Raw genomic sequence first — 20,644 nt, 5'->3', positions numbered from 1 at the left:
GTTCCCATGAAAACGACCGTCCTGGTGACCGGTGGTACCGGCTTCATCGCCCAGCACTGCATCCTGGCCCTGCTCGCGGCCGGCTATGACGTCCGCACCACGGTGCGCTCACTGTCGCGCGAGGCGGAGGTGCGCCAGCAGCTGAAGGTCGGCGGCGCCGAGCCGGGCGATCGCCTCTGCTTCGTGGTGGCCGACCTCGGCCGCGACGAGGGCTGGGCCGAAGCCGTTGCGGGTTGCAGCCATGTGATGCATGGCGCCTCGCCCACGCCCACCGGCGAACAGACCCGCGAGGAGCAATGGGTGCGCCCGGCCGTGGACGGCAACCTGCGCGTGCTGCGTGCCGCGCGCGATGCCGGCATGCAGCGGGTGGTGCTGACCTCGGCCTTCGGTGCCATCTGCGCCGGCCACGGCGACATCGGCCGGCCCTTCAATGAAACCGACTGGAGCGATCTGTCCGGCGATGTCTGGCTGTACCAGAAGTCCAAGACCCTGTCCGAGCGCGCTGCGTGGGACTTCATTGCACGTGAGGGCAATGGCCTGCAGCTGTCGGTGGTCAATCCCACCGCCGTGCTCGGCCCGGTGCTGGGCGGCGACTACTCACATTCCATCCGCCTGGTGCGCAACCTGCTGCAGGGCCAGAAGGGGTCGCCGAAGATCAACTGCGGCTTCGTCGATGTCCGCGACGTAGCCGACCTGCACCTGCGCGCAATGACCCACCCGGCCGCCAATGGCGAGCGCTTCATCGCCATCGCCGGCGACAGCCTGTGGCTGGGTGAAGTCGCGCAGGTCCTGAAGCAGCGCCTGGGCGCGGCCGCCGACAAGGTCAGCACGCGGGTCATCCCCAACTGGGTGGTACGCCTGGGTGCGCTGAAGGACCCGGCGCTGCGTGGTTCGGTGCCGCTGCTGGGCCGCACGATGAACGCCACCAGCGAAAAGGCGCAGCGCCTGCTGGGCTGGGCACCGCGTTCGCGCGAGGACGCCATCGTGGCCACCGCCGAGAGCCTGCTGCGGCTGGGCCTGGTGGAAGCCCAACCGTAATCCACAAAAAAAGAAGCCCGGCGCAAGGCCGGGCTTCGGTGGCGTGTGGGAGAGAGAGAGAGCACACGCCGGTAACACGCTTTTACTGCATTGCTGTTCTTACCAGGTGAAGCGCGGGCCCACGAACCACTCGCGGTCGCCGGCCTTGGCCAGCTTCACTTCGCCACTCAGGCCCCAGTTCGGGGTGAACTTGGCGGTGGCGCCGACGCGGCCGTAGAACTCGCCTTCCGGGTTGATGCCGTGCTTCTTGCTGTAATCCTCGTAGCCGGCCAGCGCGTAGCCTTCCAGGTTCGGGGTAAAGGCAGTGCGCAGGCCCACTTCGGTGGAGTAGCCGTTGAAGTCCAGGCCGTGCTTCATGTCGAACTTCTGGTACGCAACACGAGCCACCAGGTCGGTGTTCGGTGCGATGCCGTAGTTGTAGCCGGCGCCGATGCGCCACTGGTCGACGTCGTTCTTGAAGGTGTCGGTTTCCTGCTTGCTGTAATCAGCGAAGACCGAGAAGTTCGGGTGCACGGCAACCGAGCCCTTGACGCCCCAGCCATCGGCGTCGCCGCCCTTGGCATCGGTGTTCACGTAACCGCCTTCAACGTAGTTGTACGACAGGCCATCGGCAGCCGATGCAGCGAACGGCAGGGCAGCCAGCAGACCCAGGGCAAGCAGCGAATTCTTGTTCATCGGGACACACCTTTAATTATTTTTGGTTTCGCCGGCCGCCTCCCCGGGAGAGGGAGAGAGAAGAGGCGGTCGACAGGTGTGAATTATCCGTTTGCTGATGAAATCGACCCTGAATATTGAACTGACCAGTACATGAATGAAGTTGCTGTTCAGGGAACTCTGTCTAGGCCGTGTAGCCATGTCCCCAGAGTTCCTGCCGATTGCCCAAACTATGGGAACAATCATCTACACAAACTATCGGGACAAATGCGAGCTGGATTGGAGTCGCTGCTCACTCCTCCACCGCTTGCCTGACTTGGCAGGCTGACTAGCGAGGCCTAATGGTAACGCGCCGTGCGCACGACATCGCTGATCGGCTGACCGAGTCACCAGAGCTATCTGAAAAGTGGGTCCCTCAACAGGGTTAAGCTCGATCCATAACGTCAAACTGAGGATGCCAGCAATGCAGCTACGCTGCCCGCAGATTGCATCTATAGCGCCCGCAGAAGCCCTCCGGTTGCACCTCAAACACATCATTTGAAGTGCACATTTCTGCCCGCCCAAGAGCTAAGCTTGAGCTGATGATATTGCGGAATCGGCCGAAGTGGAGGCCTTTTCTACTTGAGCGCTACCTCTTGATCAGGATGCCGCGATGGACCCCTTCGATCGAGCGCAATGACTACTCGATCGCTGCGCTCAGGCAGGGCGACGTTTGCAATGTATTCCGCACTTGGCTGCTCGTCGAGCACATGCAGAGAGGCTTGGTTTTGCTCATCCGACGAGGAGCACTGAACAAGCTCTCTCAGTGAGGACTCTGCGGTAGCAGCCTTCCGCTGGAGCGCATTTGCTGCATAGCGCAGGCCTAGAGCGTTTGATGCCGAGTACACGGCTAGAACCGGACGTGGACGGACGAGCAGGATGCGCGCTTTTGCGCGATATGCCAGGGCGTTGGCCACCTCACTCCGGAGCAAGTCCCAATACTTGGCGGGATCGTCTACACAGATGAGCAGGTTCCTAAATAGACTGGTCACAGGAAGATACCCAGCTGTGCGTTGGACTGCTTGGCATCGCTCATCGCAGGATCTCCAGCGCGTGCTCGTGCAGCACGGCGCTACCGGAGATCAGGACAGGCCCGCCGATCTCGGGGCGCCCGCCATCAAGGCGAGTGACAACCCCACCGGCCTTCTCAATGATGGGAATCAGCGCCACGATGTCGTAAGGCTGCAGAGAGGGCTCAAGGGCGAGATCGATATGGCCGGCTGCGACCATGACCATGGCGTAGCACTCTCCACCATAGCGGGTCATTCGAACCTGGTCCTTCAAGCGGGCGAAGCCCTCTGCGAGAGCGCCTTGGTATCCCTGCGGGCTGGTCGTATGCAGGATTGCCTCGGACAGATCGACACGACGAGTGTGCATACGTTCCACGGATGAACCACGCTGATGCCAGGCGCCATCCGCGTCAGCCCAAAAGCGCTCACCCGTGAATGGCTGACTCATCATGCCGCGCGTGGCCACGCCTTTGTGCGTCAGACCGATGAGCGTTCCCCATACCGGGATCCCACAGATGAAGGGCTTGGTACCGTCGACCGGATCGAGCACCCAGCAGAAGTCACCGTCGCCCTCAGAACCGAACTCTTCGCCCAGGATTGCATGCTCAGGGAAACGCTCTCTGATGAGCGCGCGCATGGCAACTTCAGCTTGGCGATCGGCATCAGTAACCGGGTCGAACTTGTCGCCTTCCTTGTACTTGGCATCTACATCAATCGGCGTGCGGAAACGGGACAGCGTCTGCGCGTCAGCGAGATCGGCAAGCTGATGAAGAAACGAGATGTCGATCGCTCCACTGATATTGCTGCTCATGGAGGCTTCCTCAGACCTTGAGCCAACGGGTGGAGAGAGCCACGCCGACCAGCAGGATCGCCACACCCATGAAGGCGCCCACCAGACCGATGCCGTGTGCAGCGAACCCGATCAGCGCAGGGCCGGCGAGTACACCGGAGTAGCCAAGTGTGGTCACGGCCGTGATGGCAATGCTCTCGGGCATGCGCTTCTGATTGCCGGCCAAGGAAAAGACTGCCGGCACGATGTTTGCGCAGCCCAGGCCCAACAGCACGTAGCCGGCCAGAGAGGCCTGCCACGGCGTTACCCAAGTCAGAACCAGGAAGCCAACGCTTGCGAGCAGCGCACCCACCACGATGGACCGAATACGGCCCAGCCGTTCGACCACCGAGTCACCGAACAGGCGAGTTACCGTCATGGTCAAGGCGAAGGTGACATAGCCAAGGCCGGCCATGGCCGGCTTTACTTCGCGGACATCAGCCAAGAAGACTGCGCTCCAGTCCAGCATCGAGCCTTCGGCCAAGAACACCACGAACGCGAGAATGCCCAGGAACAGAACAATACCCTTGGGCCAGGCCAGAAGAGGGCCATCCTGATGCAGAGCTTCGCCACGCCAGTGCTTGAGGGATACGACGGCGATCAGCGCCATGGCGACAATGCCTGCCAGTGCCGCGGTTACCGGCCCAACGTGCGAGGACAGCAATGCAGTCATTGCTGCAGCGCCAATGAAGCCACCGATGCTGAAGAACGCATGGAAGCCCGACATCATCGCCCGGTCAGCCTCCCGCTCCACGACCACGGCCTGCATGTTCATCGTGCAGTCCATCGCGCCAACGCCCGCGCCGAAGACGAACAATGCGCCGCCCAGAAGCCACGCATTGGATGCTATGGCCAGCAACGGCAGGCTGATACAGATGATGGCGGTCGTAGCGATCATCACGTTGCGACAGCCAAACCTGGCGGCCAGTGCGCCGGAAGCCGGCATGGCCAGAAGCGAGCCTGCACCCAAGCAAAGCAGAATCAGGCCAAGAACGCCGTCATCGACTCCGGTTCGGTTCTTGGCGAACGGAACGAGCACGGCCCAGATGGCCGTGGCAAATCCCGGAATGAAGAATGCAGCGCGGGTGGCGTACTGCTGCGCGCGGGCGCTGGATGTAATGGATGTGGACATTCGGGCAACCGTCTAGGGAGTGTCGAAGTGTTAATGGGGCAGCTGATGAACGCGGATGCCAGCGTTGGCGAACGCCTGCAGATGGCCCGCAGACGTACCGGCGTTGATCACCAGGTCATCGACATCCGATAGCTCCGCGACGTGATAGCTACCTTCGGTGCCGAGCTTCTCCGGAGATGCCGCGACGATGACGCGCGAGCTGCTTGCAACCACTTGGCGCTTCAGGGCAGCCTCTTCAGCATTGGTGGCCCATACGCCAGTCAGCGAGTCCAAGGCGCAGGCACCTGGAACGCAGACATCCATGCGCAGACGCTGCAATTGCGCCAGAGCTTCGGCGCCGAGGATGCCGCCCGTCTCCGGGAAGAAGAGGCCGCCGATCAGCTGGACCTGGATGCCGCTGCGCTGGCTGGCAGCAATGGCAATCTGGGGAGAGTTGGTGATGATCCTCAGGTCGCTGTGCTCCGGCAGGATCTGAGCAACAGCCAGGTTGGTGGTTCCCGCATCGAGAAAAACGGTTTGCCCCGGCTGCAACAGAGCACAAACGCCAAACGCCAGGCCCGCCTTGTTCGCCGAGCCTTGCTGTGCGCGCTCATCGAAGCTCGGCACATCCACGCCGGACCGGACGGCTCCGCCATAGACGCGCTTACACAGCCCTTGGCTGGCCAGCTCTCGCAGGTCACGGCGAATCGAGTCCTCTGAAACCCCAAAGCGAACAGCCAGGTCGCCAGAGGAGACTCGACCGTGCTCGCGGAGAAGCTCCAAGACCACTTGAGCGCGCTCTGCGGGGAATCGGTTGTCATCGGACACGGCGAAGTACCTCGGATCAGAGTACGACAATCATGCATTATCAGGCGCAATCGTGCATGAACGTGCATTCGCAGAAGTGATGGGCCCAAGTATGTAACCGATTACATTCAGGGCGAATTGGCGTACATTTGGCCGCATTTAGCGCTAAAGCTCATCCGCCCAAGGCCCAAGATGCCGGTTCGCCCTAGCAGTAGAGTCCGCATGCCAGTGACGCTCCAGACCGTGGCTGAGCGGGTCGGCGTGTCCACGATGACCGTGTCCAATGTCATCAACGGACGCGGGAAGGTCAGTGCGGAAACCCGTGCACGGGTCAAAGAAGCCATCAGGCTCACCGGCTACGTGCCAAACGTTGCGGCTCGGCGCTTGGCCGGCGCCGCAGGCACTCGGCTCGGACTTCTCTATCCGGACGTGCGCTCTCCCTTTCTGACGGATGTGCTGCTCACCGCACTGGCCAGTGCCAATGCGGTGGGGGCCCAGTTGGTCGTCAGAGAAGGTCGCTTACCCAACGCCGACCATGCCGAGCAACTGGTCATGGAGGCAATCGAAGCCGGTGCCGAGGGGCTGCTGCTCGTCCCTCCGTATGCGGAGTTGCTGTCAGGGTCGGAGTACTTCCAGCGGCTTGGAATTCCGGCCGCCGCCATTGCGGGTGCTGAGCCCTTGGCGGGCATGCAGACCGTACGGATCGACAATCGGTTGGCCGCCGATCAGCTCACTAGCCACCTGATCCAATCAGGCCACCGGCAGATCGCCTTCATCGCCGGCCCCATGGATCATGGGGACAGCCATGAGCGCCTTCTTGGCTTCCAGGATGCTATGGCCAGGCACGGTCTGGTGGTGGAACGAGCCTTCATTCGCAATGGGCGCTTCTCTTTCCAGTCCGGATGCGAGGCAACTGAGGCACTACTGGCTCTGCAGGCGCAGCCAACCGCTGTGCTGGCGAGCAACGATGACATGGCGCTGGGGGTGCTGTGGGTCGCACAACGAGCGGGGCTTCGCGTTCCTGAAGATCTCTCCGTAGCCGCATTCGACGATACAGCCGCTTCCCGCAGGGCTTGGCCCCCACTTACCGTCGCGGCCCAGCCTATGGCGAAGATGGCAGATGCTGCTGTGGCCTCGATTGTGAGTTGCCTGGTTGGAAAGGGTGACTTGCCAGAGGGGGAGATGGTGCTTCCCCACGAACTTCTCATCCGCACCTCATCTGGCCCACCCCGACCCTGACTATCGTCAGGGTGGAGGTTTAGCGCTACACCCGCTCTCATTGCCCGAATGTAATCGTTTACACGAGGATGCAATGAGTAATCGGATTGACGCGCTAATGGCGCAGATGACGTTGGAAGAGAAGGTCGGACAGCTCAACGTCACCGCTGACATGGTTCGCCCGTTCGCACCGGACATCAACCCTGTAGCCAACGAGCAGAACGCGGACCAAGTCCTGCAGCAGATTCGCCAAGGCAAGGTTGGCTCCCTGTTCAATGGCAAAGGCAAGGAAGGCGCTGTCGAGCTGCAGCGTGTGGCGTTGGAAGAAAGTCGCCTCGGTATCCCGGTGATCCTGGCTGCCGACGTCATTCATGGCATGAGCACGGTGTTTCCGATTCCGTTGGGCGAGACCGCCAGCTTTGAACCTGACCTCGCGCGTCGCACTGCACGTGCCACCGCCATCGAAGCGACTGCGGCAGCCATCCACTGGACCTATGCGCCGGCGATCGACGTCACTCGCGATCAGCGCTGGAGCCGTGGCGCCGAAGGTACGGGCGAAGACACCCTGATGGCTTGCCGATTTGGCGCTGCCCGAGTGGAGGGTTTCCAGGGGCCCGACCTGACAGCTGAGAACGCCATGCTGGCAACGGCGAAGCACTATGTTGCTTATGGCGCCAGCCTGGCCGGCTTGGACTACAACACCGTCGATATTGCACCGCAGACACTGCGCGACGTCCATTTGCCTCCGTTCAAGGCGGCAGTGGATGCCGGCGTGGCCAGCCTGATGAGCTCGTTCAACGACATCAACGGCGTTCCGGCCAGCGCTAACAAGCCGCTGCTGGTCGACGTCCTCCGCGGGGAATGGAAGTTCAATGGGATAACCATCTCTGACTACACCTCTGAGATGGAGCTGGTGGCGCACGGCTACGCGGAGGACATGAAGGATGCCGTCCTGAAGGCCTTCATGGCCGGTCTGGATCTGAGCCTGCAGAGTGGCTTGTATCTCGAGCACCTCCCCGACCTGGTCAGGGAGGGCGCCGTTCCAATGTGGCGCCTGGACCAGGCAGTCCGCCGGATGCTGGAGCTCAAGGAGCGAATTGGCCTGCTGGACGACCCCTATCGCTCGCTTCGCATGGACGACATCTCTGCTGAGCAGGTTGCAGAGCATGAAGCCTTGGCCCGCGAATCGGCCAAGCGTTCGATTGTCATGCTGAAGAATGAAGGCGACGTTCTGCCCCTGAAGAAGTCCGGTCAGCGCATCGCCGTCATCGGCCCATTTGGTCGGGATCGTGAAAACATCGAAGGCTGCTGGACGCTGTTCGGTGACGCCAATCGCTACGTCTCCCTTGAGGATGGCCTGCGTGATGCGGTGGACAATGCAGACAACCTGCAGTTCGTTGATGGCTGCGGTCTTGAAGAGGATCTTGCAGGTGGCATTGAGGCCGCGATTGAGGCGGCCAAGGCAGCGGACGTCGTTATCTTGGCTCTGGGCGAACCGCAGCGTTACTCGGGCGAGGCCCAGTCCCGCATCGAGATCACCCTGCCCGTCGCACAGCAGAAGCTCGCTGATGCAATCAGCGCGGTTGGCAAGCCCGTTGTTGCACTGATTCGCAATGGTCGTGCCTTGGCGCTCCATGGCGGAGTCCGCAACGCCGACGCTCTGCTTATCACCTGGTTCCTGGGTTCGCAGACGGGCCATGCGACTGCCGATGTCCTGTTCGGCGACTACAGCCCGTCGGGTCGTCTGCCCATCTCCTTCCCCCAGGAGTCCGGACAGCAGCCGTACTACTACAACCATCCGCGGACAGGACGCCCGGAACTCCCTGACATGAAGGAGTTCAAGACACGCTGGCGCGAGATCACTCACGAAGCGCTCTATCCCTTCGGTCACGGCCTGACCTACGGCAAGGTCCGCTACGCCGAAACGGAGGTCAGTTCCAGCGTTCTGGAACACGGTAGTTCGATTCGGGTCAGTGCCAACGTAAGCAACGAAGGTGAGCGGCTGATCGAGGAAGTCGTGCAGCTGTACATCCATGATCGCGTGGCCAGCCGAGTGCGCCCTGTTCGCGAGCTCAAAGGCTTTGACAAGATCGCCATCAAACCTGGTGAGACCGTTGAAGTGGCCTTCCTGATCAATGAATCGATGCTCGAGTTCACCGATGTTGATGGGGTCCGCCGCGCTGAGCCTGGCGCATTCGATGTATGGATTGCGCCGTCCTGCACGACCGGGACACCGGCTCGATTCGTGTTGTCCTAACCGAATGAAAGAGGGGCGCAACTGCGCCCCTCTCCATTTGCATCATCAGTCCAGAGTGGACTGCTTCAAAACAACCTTGGCCTTCTGAGTAACAGCCGTTGCCGAGTCTGCAAGCTCAACGGTGTACTCGCCTGCGGGGACGATCCACTTCCTGGTTGCCACGTCGTAGTCGGCGAGGGTCAGCGGTTCGGCCTTCACCGTTACAGTAGATGCCTCACCGGCGGCGAGCTTTACCTTGGACCAGCCTGCCAGGCGAACCGGCGTCGCGTGACCATTCGGCATCCGCACGTAGATCTGCGGCACTGCTGCACCCTCACGCTTACCGGTATTCCGCACGCGGAACGTCGCCGTTACCTGGGCGCCATCAGACGACACCTTCAGGGCGTCATAGGCGAAGGTCGTGTAACTCAAGCCGTAGCCAAAGGGATACAGCGGCTTCATGCCCTTAACCTCGAACCACTTGTAGCCCACGTTGGCGCCCTCGATGCGGTAGTCGAAGACGTCGTCTGAGGGCACTGCCGGCTTGAAGCCGAGGCCCGGAACATTCGGGCGAGGCAACTGGTCCAGACCCGTTGGCCAGGTGATCGGCAGGCGGCCGGAAGGAGAGACCTCACCGGTGATCAGACGCGCGATACCCACACCGCCGCCAATGCCCGGGTACCAGGCCTGAAGCACTGCACCCACGTCGTTCAACCAGGGCATCCGGACCGCGGAGTTGGTTTCAAGCACCACCACGGTCTTGGCGTTGGCCTTCGCTACGGCCGTGATCAACTGGTCCTGCCCATCGGGCAGATCCATGTCCGGCAAATCCACTGACTCCGCCGCCCACTGGGTTGCAAAGACGATGGCCACATCGGCCTTAGCTGCCATGTCTGCAGCCTTCTTCGGATCGGTGCCGTCTACGTACTCGATCTGTGCCTGGGGCATTGCCTGCTTCAAGCCAGCCAATGGGGCTGAGGCCAGATAGACAACCGGACCCGGCCAAGACGTCGGGGTCAGGCCAGGCACCGCGTTGCCACCGAACATCGTGAAATCGATGCGCGAAGATCCGCCGCCGGACAGAACGCCCTTGTCGGCGTACCCACCAATCACGACTACGCGCTTGGGCTTCTGCAGCGGAAGCAATGCGCGGTCGTTTTTCAGCAGAACCGCACCTTCCTCAATGATGCGCTGTGCTGTGGCAATGCCTGCAGGACCATCAATAGCCTGGCGCTGCGGAGGATGATCCAAAGCTCCCACCGCGATGAAGCTGCGCAGGATGCGCTTGACCATGTCATCCAGCTGGGACATCGGTACACGCCCGGCCTTCAGATCAGCACGCAGCGGCTTGTCGAAGAAGACATCGGGATCGAACACTTCACCTGCTGACTGCTGGTCCAGGCCAGCCATGGCCGCTTTGGCGGAACTGTGCCCACCACCCCAGTCGGTCATGACATAGCCGGGATATGACCACTCCTTCTTCAGAACGTCGCCCAACAGGTACTCGTGCTCGCAGCCGTACGTACCATTGGTCTTCTGGTAAGAGCACATGACAGAGCCGGGCTGGCCAGTCTGGATCGCGATCTTGAATGCAAGCAGATCCGACTCGTGCAGTTCCTTCTCACCCAGCAGGGCGTCATGGAAGTTGCGACGGGTCTCCATGTCATTCAGGGCAAAGTGCTTGAGGGTGGAAATGACCTTCTCGCTCTGCACGCCCTTGATGACGTTGCCAGCCATGATGCCGGCCAGCAGCGGATCTTCACCGGCGTACTCAAAGTTGCGGCCGTTACGCGGGTCCCGATGCAGATTCGCGCCGCCTCCCAGCAGCACGTTGAAGCCTTGCTGCCAAGCCTCGCGGCCCATGGTGGCACCGTTGGCGAATGCCAGTTCCGGGTTCCAGGTCGACGCGTTGGCAGGGCCTGAGGGCATGGCCGTCGCGAAATCACCCTTACGAATGCCACCTGGGTTGGTCACGCCCATGCCGGCGTCAACGAGCTGCTGTGCAGGGATCCCCAGTCGCTTGATGGGAGCGATGTACCCAGCTGACCCCAGTGCTCCCTTCGGCTGCTTGAGCTTCTCGCTGTCCATACCGAAGTAGCTGTGGACCATCTGGATCTTCTCGTCCAGGGTCATCCGCGAGACCAGCTCATGTGCCCGGCTGTCAGCCGAGGCACCATCAGTCGTCGCTGGCTCTGCCGCAACAGCCAGCGGCAGTCCCAGAGCAATAGCCATCGAGAGTCCCAGCACGCGCTTGCTCAGCGAACGGGACGCTCCAATCTGAAATCTCTTCAAAACCACTCCCTCACCTTGGTTGTCCGCCCAACCCTCGCAAATGGCGGATGGTTGAGTCCGACTGTGATATGAGCGATTTAGGGCTAAAGCTCCAGTCGCTTGCTCGATGGGATCCAGAGATGAAATCCCGGTCATCTCATTGCATGAGCCTTGGACCGATGACCGCTTCTGGCCGAAAGCGGACGTCGATTGCGAGTAGCGCATTACGTCTGGGGGCGAATCATCTTGATCCGGACGCATCCAGCTGGTCTAGGGCCCCTCAATGGCGATTGTTGGCTATTGCAGTAGCACCAGGCGAGCCCTTAACACGTTCGTGCGCGGAGCTGTAACAGATAGATTTGACCGTAACCGGCACGTGTTACGGCTAAATATCGATGTTGCGGTCGCTTGTATGAGCGACCTCGACGCCGCTGCTCGATACCTCCAAGAACTACTGCCCTACTGGTCGGTGAGCTCGAACACTGGCCCGGTCCCACTGCGCGCACCCTGCCCCACTTCATAGCCAGCCTGTTCGACCTGGCCGAGATTGATCTGCTGGGCCCCGAGTGCTGCTGGCCAACGTCCCGACGGAGGCGGAGCCGATGCCACCTTCTCGGCTGATTGGGCAGGTAGCAGACTCTAACGGGAAACCCTTCGCAGTTGGACAAGCTTGAAGGGAGTCGTGTGCGCGATCTCCTTGGGTGCCAGTCGTTCTCCTTGACCAATGCAACCAAAGGTTCTCTGCCCTCGCGCAACCATAGGTGCAGCAAAAGTGAAAACCTATGGTTGCGCAGCTACGACGCCATGCCCCCATGCCCTCGGGAAAAGCACCGGTCGCGCTGCTAGCATCCACTGCTGGTCCGTCTCCCGCCCGGTTCGATCCATGACAGAAGCTGATATCCACTCCCCTTCCTCGCGGGAACAGGCACTTCGCAACATCCTCCCGGAGGATGCGAAGCAGCATCAGCCACTTCTGCAGGAGATCTTTCGCCGGGAGATGGAGTACAGGAAAAGCGAAGGCGACCAGGCGTACTTCGAGAACCTCTACTGGTGCGCCTATCTGCTGTTCCATGTTGCGGACCTGCGCGACGTCGAGTCGATGTGGGTCGCCAAGCATCTGAACATGGATACCGGCTGCGGCTTCGATGTCGAGAACATGGTGGGTGCCGGTGCCGGGCAGACCATCGAGTACCTGCGACAGCAAGGCGCCGACGAAGCCGCTGACTACATCGAAGAGTGCCTGCCCGAGGATTCACAGGCGGAGATCGAGCAGTGGTCGCGTGATCGCCGCCGTTACTTCTACGAAGGCTGAGCGGCTGCGCCTAACCCCAGGGATAGGCCCGCTCGCGAGGCAGCGCAGACTGCGCTTCCTCCATCCTTCCCGCCTCCACCAGCGCATGGATGGCGTGTGCCTGCGCCGTCACATCGGTGATGCCTTGAATCCATTCATCGACATAGGCACGCACCGCCTCCCTGCCGAGACCTATCTGGATCGCGCGGTGGGGCAACGGCCGCAGCAGCAGATCGCGTTCGGGATCCCATTGGATGCGCACCGGGGAGCGAGCCTTGAGCTGCTCCCACGCCGCCGCATCCATCCCGGGCTCGGCACGGCTGTCGCAGCCATGGCTCAGCGCCCACTCGAAGCCTTCGCGACGGATGTCGATTGCCAGGATCCGCTTCTGGCCTTCCTCTTTCCCGCCCCATCCGGCGCGATACATCATCCAGAGGAAGGACGGCTTTATCCACGTCATCCGCTCCATCTTGAACGGCGGAGAGACAAAGGTCTGCCGCTCCAGCGCGCTGTCGGCGATGGCATCGGAGTAGGCCTGGTACACGCGGATCACGCGGTCATCGTAGTGCGCGCGGATCTGCCGCGCCGGCATCCCATCCATTGATTCACCTTCCCTGGCAGCGGGTGGCCAGACGCCACGCCGCTGCATCATGCACGATCAACGCGCGTCAAAGCGCTCCGCACTGGCCGGGGTTGCCCGTGCCGCCAGCACCAGCGCCGCGGCCGTCACGCAGGCCATCGCCACCCACGCCACGCTGAGGTCGCCCACGGTGTCGCGGATCGAACCGGCCACGAAGGGCAGCACGCCGCCGACCAGATAGCCCACGCCCTGCACGAACGACACCAGAATGCCCGCCTTGGCCGGCTGGCTGCAGTGGTCCATCACCAGGATCAGGGTCATCGGGAACAGGCCGCCGATCGACAGGCCGAGCAGGCACATCATCAGCCACGGCGCATACATCGGCGCCACGCCGATCAGCACGTAGGTCAGTGCGGTGGCCGCCAGGAACAGCGCCAGCAGCACGCGGCGGTCGCGGAAGCGCGGCGCCAGCCAGGAGACGAGGAAGCCACCGGCCACCTCGGACAGGCTCAACGCCGCCAGCATGAAGCCGGCCTCGTTCGCGCGCACGCCCGCTTCCATCATGTACGGCGCGATCCACGCCAGGCACAGCGTGTAGCAGCTGCTGGACACGCAGAACAGGGCGACCAGCAACCAGGTGCGTCCATGCTGCCAGGGCCGGAAGGCGGCGGGCTTGCCGGCGGTGGCAGACGCGCTGGCGGCCGGTGCGTCGGCATGCCCGCTGTTGGGCAGCCACAGCGCGATGCCGGCGATGGCCAGCACCGCCCAGAACGCCATCGTGCCCTGCCAGTCCAGCCAGTGCAGCAGGGCCGACGCGCTGGCGGCCGCCAACGCCGCGCCGCCCATGATCATGCTCACGTACAGGCCCATCAGCAGGTCGACGCGGTGCGGGAAGCGGGTCTTGATGTAGCCGGGAATGAGCGACTGCACGATGCCGATGCCCAGGCCTGCGGCCACGCTGGAGCCCATCAGCCACAGCGGTTCATGCGAGGCCAGCTTGGCCAGTGCCGAAGCCGCAGTGAGCGCCAGGCCAATGGCCACGCCGCGCCGATAACCCAGCCGATAGACCAGGCCACCGGCCATGGCGATCAGGCCCATGGCCATCATCGGCAGGCTGGTGAGCCAGCCGATCTGTTCGAAACTCATGCCGTTGCTGGCACGGATGGAATCGGTGAGCAGGCTGACCACGGCCAGCACCGGGCGCAGGTTGAGGCCGACCAGCAGAAGGGCCAGCACCGGGATCAACCCGGGACGCGAAGTTGCAGGTGATTTCATGTATTACGGCCGCAGGCATGCGGCCGGCCTTCCTTATTCGATCAGTACGGGGGCCCGGGTGGCAGGCGGCGCCTGGCCGGGCAAGGTTTCGCTGTGAATGGCCGCAGATGCGTCCCCTTTCGAGGAAGGAGGATGCGCAGGCGCACGATCAGCATCGGGCGGGCGGCCATTGGCGCGCATGATAGCAAACGTGGGCCGTGGCCCTGGAACGCCCGCGTGCCAACGGCCCGGGCAGCGATGTCCAGGACGTGATGCCTAGGATTGGCCCGCCGGCCGCTGCGCAAGCCGGTCCCACGCCTCGATCACCGGATCTTCCGCTGCCGGTGGCCTCTCCACGCTTACCTGCCGGCCACTGTCATCCTCGAAGCGGATGCCCCCGTTCTCGTAGCAGGCGGCCAGCTGCTCCTCGCTGGGCCGGCACCCGACGAACACCGCCTTGTGCAGGTCGCACCCCTTGAAGCTGGCGCCATCGAAAGTGCAGCGCACGAAGCGCGCTCGCGAGAAATCCGTGCCTGACAGGTTGGCATCGCGGAAATCGCAATCAGTGAACGTGGCCGTTGAACCACACTTGCGCAGCTTTGCCTGCACGAAGCTGCATCCATCGAACGCACCGCCGAGTGTGACCTGGATGAACTCGCACAGATTGAAGCAGCAACGGATGAGCGTTTCCGAAACGTTCCCCAGCGCTGCACCGGTGAAATCGCAGTCCTGCATGACGGCGTAGGTCAGGAAGGTCGCCCCGCCGCCCTCCTGGGCATGGGAAAGATCAACGGACTGCAGGTTCTGGTAGTGCGGAACCGGATAAGGAAACCCGCGATAGTCCAGCCGGCCATCGGCCGTTGTGCCGAACGGCGACGGTTCCCAGTGGCGGTTGCTGATGGTCTTGTCGCGCCAGTCATGCTTGCGCCGTGGATGGGACAGGTTCGGCACGAGGTCCGGGGTCCAGCGCGCGCGCAACGCAGCAATGTCCTTCTTCGGCAGGGGCTTGAGGCGCTGGACAGCCATGCATCCATCCATGAGGCAGGGGGCGGACAGTCTAGCAGGCGAGTGGAAGCGGGCCGGCTGCTGTACCGCCGCCAGCCTCCACGCTACGCTGCGCCTTCTGTCGGGACGGCCGCTGCCTGAGGATTTCCCTGGCGACTACCGGCTTGAAGCCACTGTCGCCTGCCCCGTCGCACCGCCACCCCGCTGATCGGTCACACCACCTGGGAGCAGGCATGCCGCACATCCTCGCCTTTGCCGGTGTGCTGCTGCTCTGGGCAGCACTCGCTTCACCGTTTGCGCTTGCGCTCCATATCGCGCTTCGCGCCCTGCGTCGCAGGGGCATCCGCTCGGCCGCTGTCGTCGTGCTGCTCGCCTTCGTGTTCGCCCTGCTGGCAGCGCCGGTGCCTACGCCGATCATCACCGTGTTGCTGCCGCATGGATTCGTGCTGTTCGACGCCTCGTACTACGATCGCATCCTGCACGGACCGGCACTGTTCCGGCAGCTGTCAACGTGGATTGCGTGGTCGCTGCCGATGACATTCCTGATCGCACTGGCAGTGTGCTGGCGATACGTTCGACGCGTTGATTGATGCAGCAACATCACGTGCAGTTGATCAGGCTATCAGCGGCCTCTGCTCGCCACAAATGCACAACGGCTGTGCAGCACGCACGTGGCGATGCACCTGCGCCATGCGATCGCATCGCGCAGCGAACACTCCACTCATTCAGGCGTCATCGGCGTTAGCACATGTGCATCGCAGACAGCTGAATTCGCGGCAAATCGAACATGACTGCGCGCTCTTCACAGTGTCTGCACGTCCGCGAACTGCAGCTGAAAAGGCATTCATGGAACTAACAAAAAGCCCGCTATATTCCAGACTCCCCAGACGAAGGAGGGAATGCAATGACCCTTTCCACGCAGCACCTGAAGATCGCTCGTCCCCTCGGCGTGGCAATCCTTGCCCTCAGCCTCGGCGCGTGCGCCAGCTACAAAGAAGACTTCGCGAAGGTCAACACGCGCCTCGACGCGCTTGACGTGAAGGTCCAGGGCGCGGCGCAGAGCGCCGAGTCCGCCAACCAGTCCGCCCAGCAGGCCAACCAGCGCCTGGACCAGATCGAAGGTCGCGTGCAGCAGCTCGAATCCGCTCCCCGCCGCACCCCGCGCGGCTAAGCTGAACCGGGAACCAGTGGTCTCCCCCGGCCACTGGTTCCCTTGAATCACCGTATTCATCCGAGGAACCGCGCCATCCGTACGTACACATCCCCCGCAATCCGCACCGCCTGCGTCGCGCTGACCCTTGCGCTGGCACTGGCCGGTACCGGCGTGGCCAGCGCCAAGGGCGCCAAGGATGCCGCTACGCAACCCACGGCCGCCGTCGATGAGCTGCCGGAAGGACAGGAGGTGTCCGAGACGGTGATCGAACTCGCCGGCTGGGTGGTCGCCAGCAAGGACAGCCAGGGCTATCCGTTCGCGATCATGGACAAGGCCGCCGCACAGGTGCTGGTCTTTGGCAGCGACGGCAAGCTGCGCGGCGCTGCACCCGCACTGTTTGGTTCGGCCAAGGGCGATCACTCCGCCCCGAACGTGGCCAAGGTCGCGCTGAGCGCGATTCCCGGCCACGACCGCACGACCCCTGCAGGCCGCTTCATTGGTGGCTACGGCCCGTCCGACGACGCCGGCCGCGTGCTGTGGGTGGACTACGATTCCGCCGTCTCGATGCACCCGCTGCCGCCGGGCACCCCGAAGGAAAAGCGCGCCGAGCGGCTGGCAACGCCGACGCCGGACGACAACCGCGTGACCCATGGCTGCATCAATGTCAGCCCCGGTTTCTATGAGCAGGTGGTGCAGTCGACGTTCGATAAGGGCGGCGTGTTCTACGTGCTGCCGGACAAGGATTCGATCGAGAAGACGTTCCCTGCGTTTGCGCAGAGCCGTGGTGCGGAGAAGGGCGCTGAAATGACCCAAGCCCAGCACGCAGGCAAGTAGGTTCGCGGACAGGGCAAGCGATGAAACGCTTGCTCTTGATGTATCGGTGGTCGATCTGGCGGGAAGCGGCTCAAGCAGCCATTTCTGGATTTCCCGGGGTGGTTTTCGTGTTGCTCGTTTATCACCGTGCAGCCGCCAAGCGTCCAGCTTAGGCAGGCACGGTGAGCGTTGGCACATCATGGGTCAACGTCTTCAACGAGAAATCGGCATGACCTTCCTCCAAGCCTTGTCATGGAGACCCGCAGATAAGCCTGAGAACAGGGTTTTCGCCGCGGGGATGGCGACCCTTGCAGTGGGCCTGGGCCATTTCGTCCTCGAGGCGCTCGACGTATTCGGCTCAAAAGCACTGACGGAATTGGCTGCTTTTCTCGTGTGCTTATGGATGTTCCCGAACGAGCCAAGGGCACGCTGGACCGCAAGGACGTCAGCACTTGTCGTGCTGCTTGGCCTGCTCGGTGGCGCGCTATGGATTGCTTTTATCGGGTACCCCAGCCGCAATACTTCGCAGTTCCTGACCTGGGATCAGATCCCACTCGCTTACTACCTGCTGGGCGTGTTTACGAGCTGTGTTGCGGCTCCGCTGTTCGAAGAGAAAGTGGTACGACACCTCCTTCTCACCGGCGCTGCGCACTACCTTGGCAGGATCGTTGCGTCGGTTGCTGTCAGCCTTCTCTTCGCATGGGTCCACCCCGATGCGAGGATTTTGGCCTTCCTGTTCTCAATCATCATCTGCGCGTGCATCTACACATTTTCGCTGGACACGTGGCAACGGGCGGTTGTGCACGGTCTGATCAACCTGAGCATCATCCAGTGGACAGTGATCTATCCCAACCTGTAGCTGATGAGCGAGGCGGTCCAAAGGTCAACGCCGCCCAGCACCCACGCGCAGGCGGTACTGCGCCACCCAGTCCAGCGACGGCGCGATGCCACCGAACGGGAACAGGTGCGGGCTGACCTGCCCATGCGCTTCGGTCAGGCCTCCCACCAGGCGATCCACGAACACATCCGGCCCGGCGGTACCCAGCAACCGGCCGATCGAGATGCCATACCGCGCCAGCATCGATGCGCTGGCACCCACGCCGCACATCGCCGCATAGCGCAGAAAGCGGCTGACGCTGGCCGGCCCGGGCACACCCACCAGCACCGGGTGGCCGATGCCACGGGCGCGCAGTGCATCCAGCCAGGCCAGCACGATGTCGGCATCGAAGGCGAACTGGGTGATGATCTTCGGCGCCATGCCACGCGCCTGGATGGCATGGCACTTGCGCTCCAGCACCTGCCAGCGCTCGTCAGCGCCCATCACCGGATGGCCTTCCGGGTGCCCGCCGACGGCAACCACCTTGATGCCTGCGCGTTCCAGCAGGCCGGTGTCGATGAGGGACGCGCTGTCGGCAAACGGGCCGGCGGGCGTGGCCAGATCACCGGCAACCAGCAGGCACTGCTCGACACCGGCCTCGCCCACCGCGCGCGCGATGAACCGCTCGAGCGCTGCCAGCGACCCGATGCGGCGTGCCGACAGGTGCGGCATCGGCTGCAGCCCCAGCTCGCGCACGCGGCGCGCGGCAGCAATCCGCGCGTCGTCGTCCTCGCTGGCCAGGTAAGGAATGGAAATGGTCGTGCCGGGTGCGATGCGGGCCGCTTCGGCGTGCAACGCGGGCATGGCCTTTGCACTCACCTCCAGCGAACAGGCATCGATGAAGGCGCGAGCGGCGTGCGTGGGTGCCGCAGGCATCACGTGGCCCCGCGCAGCGTGCCGGCGATCGAGCTGCCCCGCGCCAGTTCAACGAAGGCCTGCAGGTAGTCGATGCCGGTGTCCGCCTCGCGCGCACCCAGGTAGATCTGCTTGGGGATGCCTTTGGCACCCAGGCGCACCGGCACCACGTCCATGCGCGCCGCGTACTCCTCCACCAGCCAGCGCGGCATGGCGGCCACGCCGCGGCCGCTGGCGACCATCTGCATCATGATGTCGGTGGTTTCGATGGCCTTGTGGCGGCGCGGGGTGACCCCGGCCGGCAGCAGGAACTGGTTGTAGATGTCCAGGCGTTCGAACGGCACCGGGTAGCTGATCAGCACTTCCTGGGTCAGCTGCCGTGGCTTCACGTACTCCACCTTGGCCAGCGCGTGGTCCTTGGCCACCACCAGCACCTGCTCGTAATCGAACACGGGAACGAACTTCAGGCCCGGCTTCAACAGCGGGTCGGGGGTTACCAGCAGGTCGATCTCGTAGCCGAACAGGGCACCGATGCCACCGAACTGGAACTTCTGCTTCACGTCCACATCCACGTCCGGCCACGATGCCAGGTACGGCGAGACGATCTTCAGCAGCCACTGGTAGCAGGGGTGGCATTCCATGCCGATGCGCAGTGAACCGCGTTCGCCCTGTGCGAACTGGCCCAGCCGTTCCTCGGCCAGGTCCAGCTGCGGCAGCACCCGGTTGGCCACCGCCAGCAGGTACTGGCCGGCCTGGGTCAGGCGCAGGCTGCGGCCCTCGCGCAGCCAGACATCGGTGCCCAGCTGCTGCTCCAGCTTCTTCATGCTGTGGCTCAGCGCCGACTGGGTCAGGTTCAGCACGCCGGCGGCGGCGGTCAGCGAGCCCTGCAGTTCGACCTGCTGGACGATGCTCAGGTGGATTCGTTCCAGCATGTCGATGAATCCCACTCATGGATGTGTGAAGTAAAACCATTTTACGTCATGGGAAGGGCTGACTAGCATCGGGACATGCTTTCTCCCCACCGCCCCCTCCGTATCGTCGCCGTCTCCGGTGGCCTGCAGCGCCCCTCGCGCGCCGCCACCCTGTGCGAGCACCTGCTGGACCTGATCGGCGAGCACGTGCCCAGCGAACCGCACCTGGTCGAACTGGGTGATTTGGCCCCGCAGCTGGCCGGTGCCCTGTGGCGCTCGCAGCTTCCCGCCGCCGCCGAGCAGGCCCTGGCCACGGTCGAGCAGGCCGACGTGCTGGTGGTCGCCACGCCGGTCTATCGCGGTTCGTACACCGGCCTGTTCAAGCACTTCTTCGATTTCATCCACCAGGACGCGCTGGTCGACACCCCCACCCTGCTGGCCGCCACCGGCGGCAGCGAGCGCCACGCGCTGATGATCGACCACCAGCTGCGGCCGCTCTTCAGCTTCTTCCAGGCACGCACCCTGCCGCTGGGCGTCTACGCCACCGACAAGGATTTCGCCGACGGCCGCGTGCACGACGAGGCCCTGCTGCAGCGGGCGCACCTGGCCGTGCAGCGGGCCCTGCCCCTGCTGGCGCTGTCCCACCGCCCAGCGCCCGTGCCCGCCGAAACCGCTGACGCCCTCTAAGCAAC

At 63.1% G+C, this 20,644-nt stretch carries 19 protein-coding genes; 9 read left to right on the top strand and 10 right to left on the bottom strand.

Going from position 1 to position 20,644, the window contains the following annotated elements:
- Positions 1–6: 6 nt before the first annotated feature.
- The gene (locus C1927_RS00945; RefSeq protein ID WP_108745694.1) at positions 7–1,038 is read left to right on the top strand and encodes an aldehyde reductase; all 1,032 of its coding nucleotides are present in this window, start codon (positions 7–9) and stop codon (positions 1,036–1,038) included.
- Between the two features lie 99 nt (positions 1,039–1,137).
- On the opposite strand, the gene C1927_RS00940 is transcribed toward C1927_RS00945, so the two are convergent.
- The 4 genes from C1927_RS00940 to C1927_RS00920 form a co-directional block, all read right to left on the bottom strand.
- Positions 1,138–1,713, bottom strand: a complete 576-nt coding sequence (locus C1927_RS00940; protein WP_079224758.1) for an Ax21 family protein — start codon at positions 1,711–1,713, stop codon at positions 1,138–1,140.
- Positions 1,714–2,763: 1,050 nt separating this feature from the next.
- A complete protein-coding gene (hisN, locus tag C1927_RS00930; protein WP_108745692.1) occupies positions 2,764–3,552 on the bottom strand; it encodes a histidinol-phosphatase in 789 nt (262 codons plus the stop codon).
- A gap of 10 nt (positions 3,553–3,562) precedes the next feature.
- Positions 3,563–4,702, bottom strand: a complete 1,140-nt coding sequence (locus tag C1927_RS00925; RefSeq protein WP_108745691.1) for an MFS transporter — start codon at positions 4,700–4,702, stop codon at positions 3,563–3,565.
- A 30-nt stretch (positions 4,703–4,732) separates the two neighbouring features.
- On the bottom strand, positions 4,733–5,509 hold the full coding sequence (locus C1927_RS00920; RefSeq protein ID WP_108747739.1) for a DeoR/GlpR family DNA-binding transcription regulator: 777 nt from the start codon (positions 5,507–5,509) through the stop codon (positions 4,733–4,735).
- Between the two features lie 201 nt (positions 5,510–5,710).
- Between C1927_RS00920 and C1927_RS00915 the strand changes: the two genes are divergently transcribed.
- On the top strand, positions 5,711–6,727 hold the full coding sequence (locus C1927_RS00915; protein ID WP_159095267.1) for a substrate-binding domain-containing protein: 1,017 nt from the start codon (positions 5,711–5,713) through the stop codon (positions 6,725–6,727).
- A 73-nt stretch (positions 6,728–6,800) separates the two neighbouring features.
- Positions 6,801–8,963 (top strand): glycoside hydrolase family 3 N-terminal domain-containing protein, encoded by a 2,163-nt coding sequence (locus C1927_RS00910; RefSeq protein WP_108745689.1) that lies wholly within the window; start codon positions 6,801–6,803, stop codon positions 8,961–8,963.
- A 45-nt stretch (positions 8,964–9,008) separates the two neighbouring features.
- Here C1927_RS00910 and C1927_RS00905 read toward each other — a convergent pair whose 3' ends face one another.
- The gene (locus C1927_RS00905) at positions 9,009–11,174 is read right to left on the bottom strand and encodes a glycoside hydrolase family 3 C-terminal domain-containing protein (RefSeq protein WP_108745688.1); all 2,166 of its coding nucleotides are present in this window, start codon (positions 11,172–11,174) and stop codon (positions 9,009–9,011) included.
- A gap of 1,036 nt (positions 11,175–12,210) precedes the next feature.
- Between C1927_RS00905 and C1927_RS00900 the strand changes: the two genes are divergently transcribed.
- On the top strand, positions 12,211–12,525 hold the full coding sequence (locus C1927_RS00900; RefSeq protein WP_108745687.1) for a hypothetical protein: 315 nt from the start codon (positions 12,211–12,213) through the stop codon (positions 12,523–12,525).
- Positions 12,526–12,535: 10 nt separating this feature from the next.
- Here the strand turns inward: C1927_RS00900 and C1927_RS00895 are convergent, their stop codons facing one another.
- From C1927_RS00895 to C1927_RS00885, 3 genes are all read right to left on the bottom strand, one after another.
- The gene (locus C1927_RS00895; protein ID WP_108745686.1) at positions 12,536–13,105 is read right to left on the bottom strand and encodes a DUF4291 domain-containing protein; all 570 of its coding nucleotides are present in this window, start codon (positions 13,103–13,105) and stop codon (positions 12,536–12,538) included.
- Positions 13,106–13,162: 57 nt separating this feature from the next.
- Positions 13,163–14,359: an MFS transporter gene (locus C1927_RS00890; RefSeq protein WP_079224750.1), complete on the bottom strand. Its 1,197-nt coding sequence runs from the start codon at positions 14,357–14,359 to the stop codon at positions 13,163–13,165.
- Between the two features lie 255 nt (positions 14,360–14,614).
- Complete coding sequence (locus C1927_RS00885) at positions 14,615–15,364, bottom strand: pentapeptide repeat-containing protein (protein ID WP_159095264.1); 750 nt, start codon at positions 15,362–15,364, stop codon at positions 14,615–14,617.
- 212 nt (positions 15,365–15,576) lie between these two features.
- Between C1927_RS00885 and C1927_RS00880 the strand changes: the two genes are divergently transcribed.
- The 4 genes from C1927_RS00880 (at position 15,577) to C1927_RS00865 (ending at position 18,168) form a co-directional block, all read left to right on the top strand.
- Positions 15,577–15,933, top strand: coding sequence for a hypothetical protein (locus C1927_RS00880; RefSeq protein WP_108745684.1), 357 nt, complete (start codon positions 15,577–15,579; stop codon positions 15,931–15,933).
- Between the two features lie 314 nt (positions 15,934–16,247).
- Positions 16,248–16,514 (top strand): hypothetical protein, encoded by a 267-nt coding sequence (locus tag C1927_RS00875; RefSeq protein ID WP_079224744.1) that lies wholly within the window; start codon positions 16,248–16,250, stop codon positions 16,512–16,514.
- A 120-nt stretch (positions 16,515–16,634) separates the two neighbouring features.
- Positions 16,635–17,330: a L,D-transpeptidase gene (locus tag C1927_RS00870; RefSeq protein ID WP_079225457.1), complete on the top strand. Its 696-nt coding sequence runs from the start codon at positions 16,635–16,637 to the stop codon at positions 17,328–17,330.
- A gap of 208 nt (positions 17,331–17,538) precedes the next feature.
- Entirely contained in the window at positions 17,539–18,168 is a 630-nt protein-coding gene (locus C1927_RS00865; protein ID WP_079224742.1) for a CPBP family intramembrane glutamic endopeptidase, read from the top strand.
- Positions 18,169–18,192: 24 nt separating this feature from the next.
- Here the strand turns inward: C1927_RS00865 and C1927_RS00860 are convergent, their stop codons facing one another.
- Together C1927_RS00860 and C1927_RS00855 are read right to left on the bottom strand one after the other, a co-directional pair.
- Positions 18,193–19,062: a methylenetetrahydrofolate reductase gene (locus C1927_RS00860; RefSeq protein ID WP_108745683.1), complete on the bottom strand. Its 870-nt coding sequence runs from the start codon at positions 19,060–19,062 to the stop codon at positions 18,193–18,195.
- Entirely contained in the window at positions 19,062–19,973 is a 912-nt protein-coding gene (locus tag C1927_RS00855) for a LysR family transcriptional regulator (protein ID WP_108745682.1), read from the bottom strand. The genes C1927_RS00860 and C1927_RS00855 overlap by 1 nt, the downstream gene beginning before the upstream one ends.
- 75 nt (positions 19,974–20,048) lie before the next feature.
- Between C1927_RS00855 and msuE the strand changes: the two genes are divergently transcribed.
- The gene (gene msuE, locus C1927_RS00850) at positions 20,049–20,639 is read left to right on the top strand and encodes an FMN reductase (RefSeq protein WP_079224737.1); all 591 of its coding nucleotides are present in this window, start codon (positions 20,049–20,051) and stop codon (positions 20,637–20,639) included.
- The last annotated feature ends 5 nt before the right edge of the window (positions 20,640–20,644 follow it).

This window comes from Stenotrophomonas sp. ZAC14D1_NAIMI4_1 (assembly GCF_003086775.1).
In the GTDB taxonomy this organism is placed as follows: Bacteria; Pseudomonadota; Gammaproteobacteria; order Xanthomonadales; family Xanthomonadaceae; genus Stenotrophomonas.
Note: the sequence above shows the minus strand (reverse complement) of the source record. Positions and strands in the feature narration are given on the sequence as shown.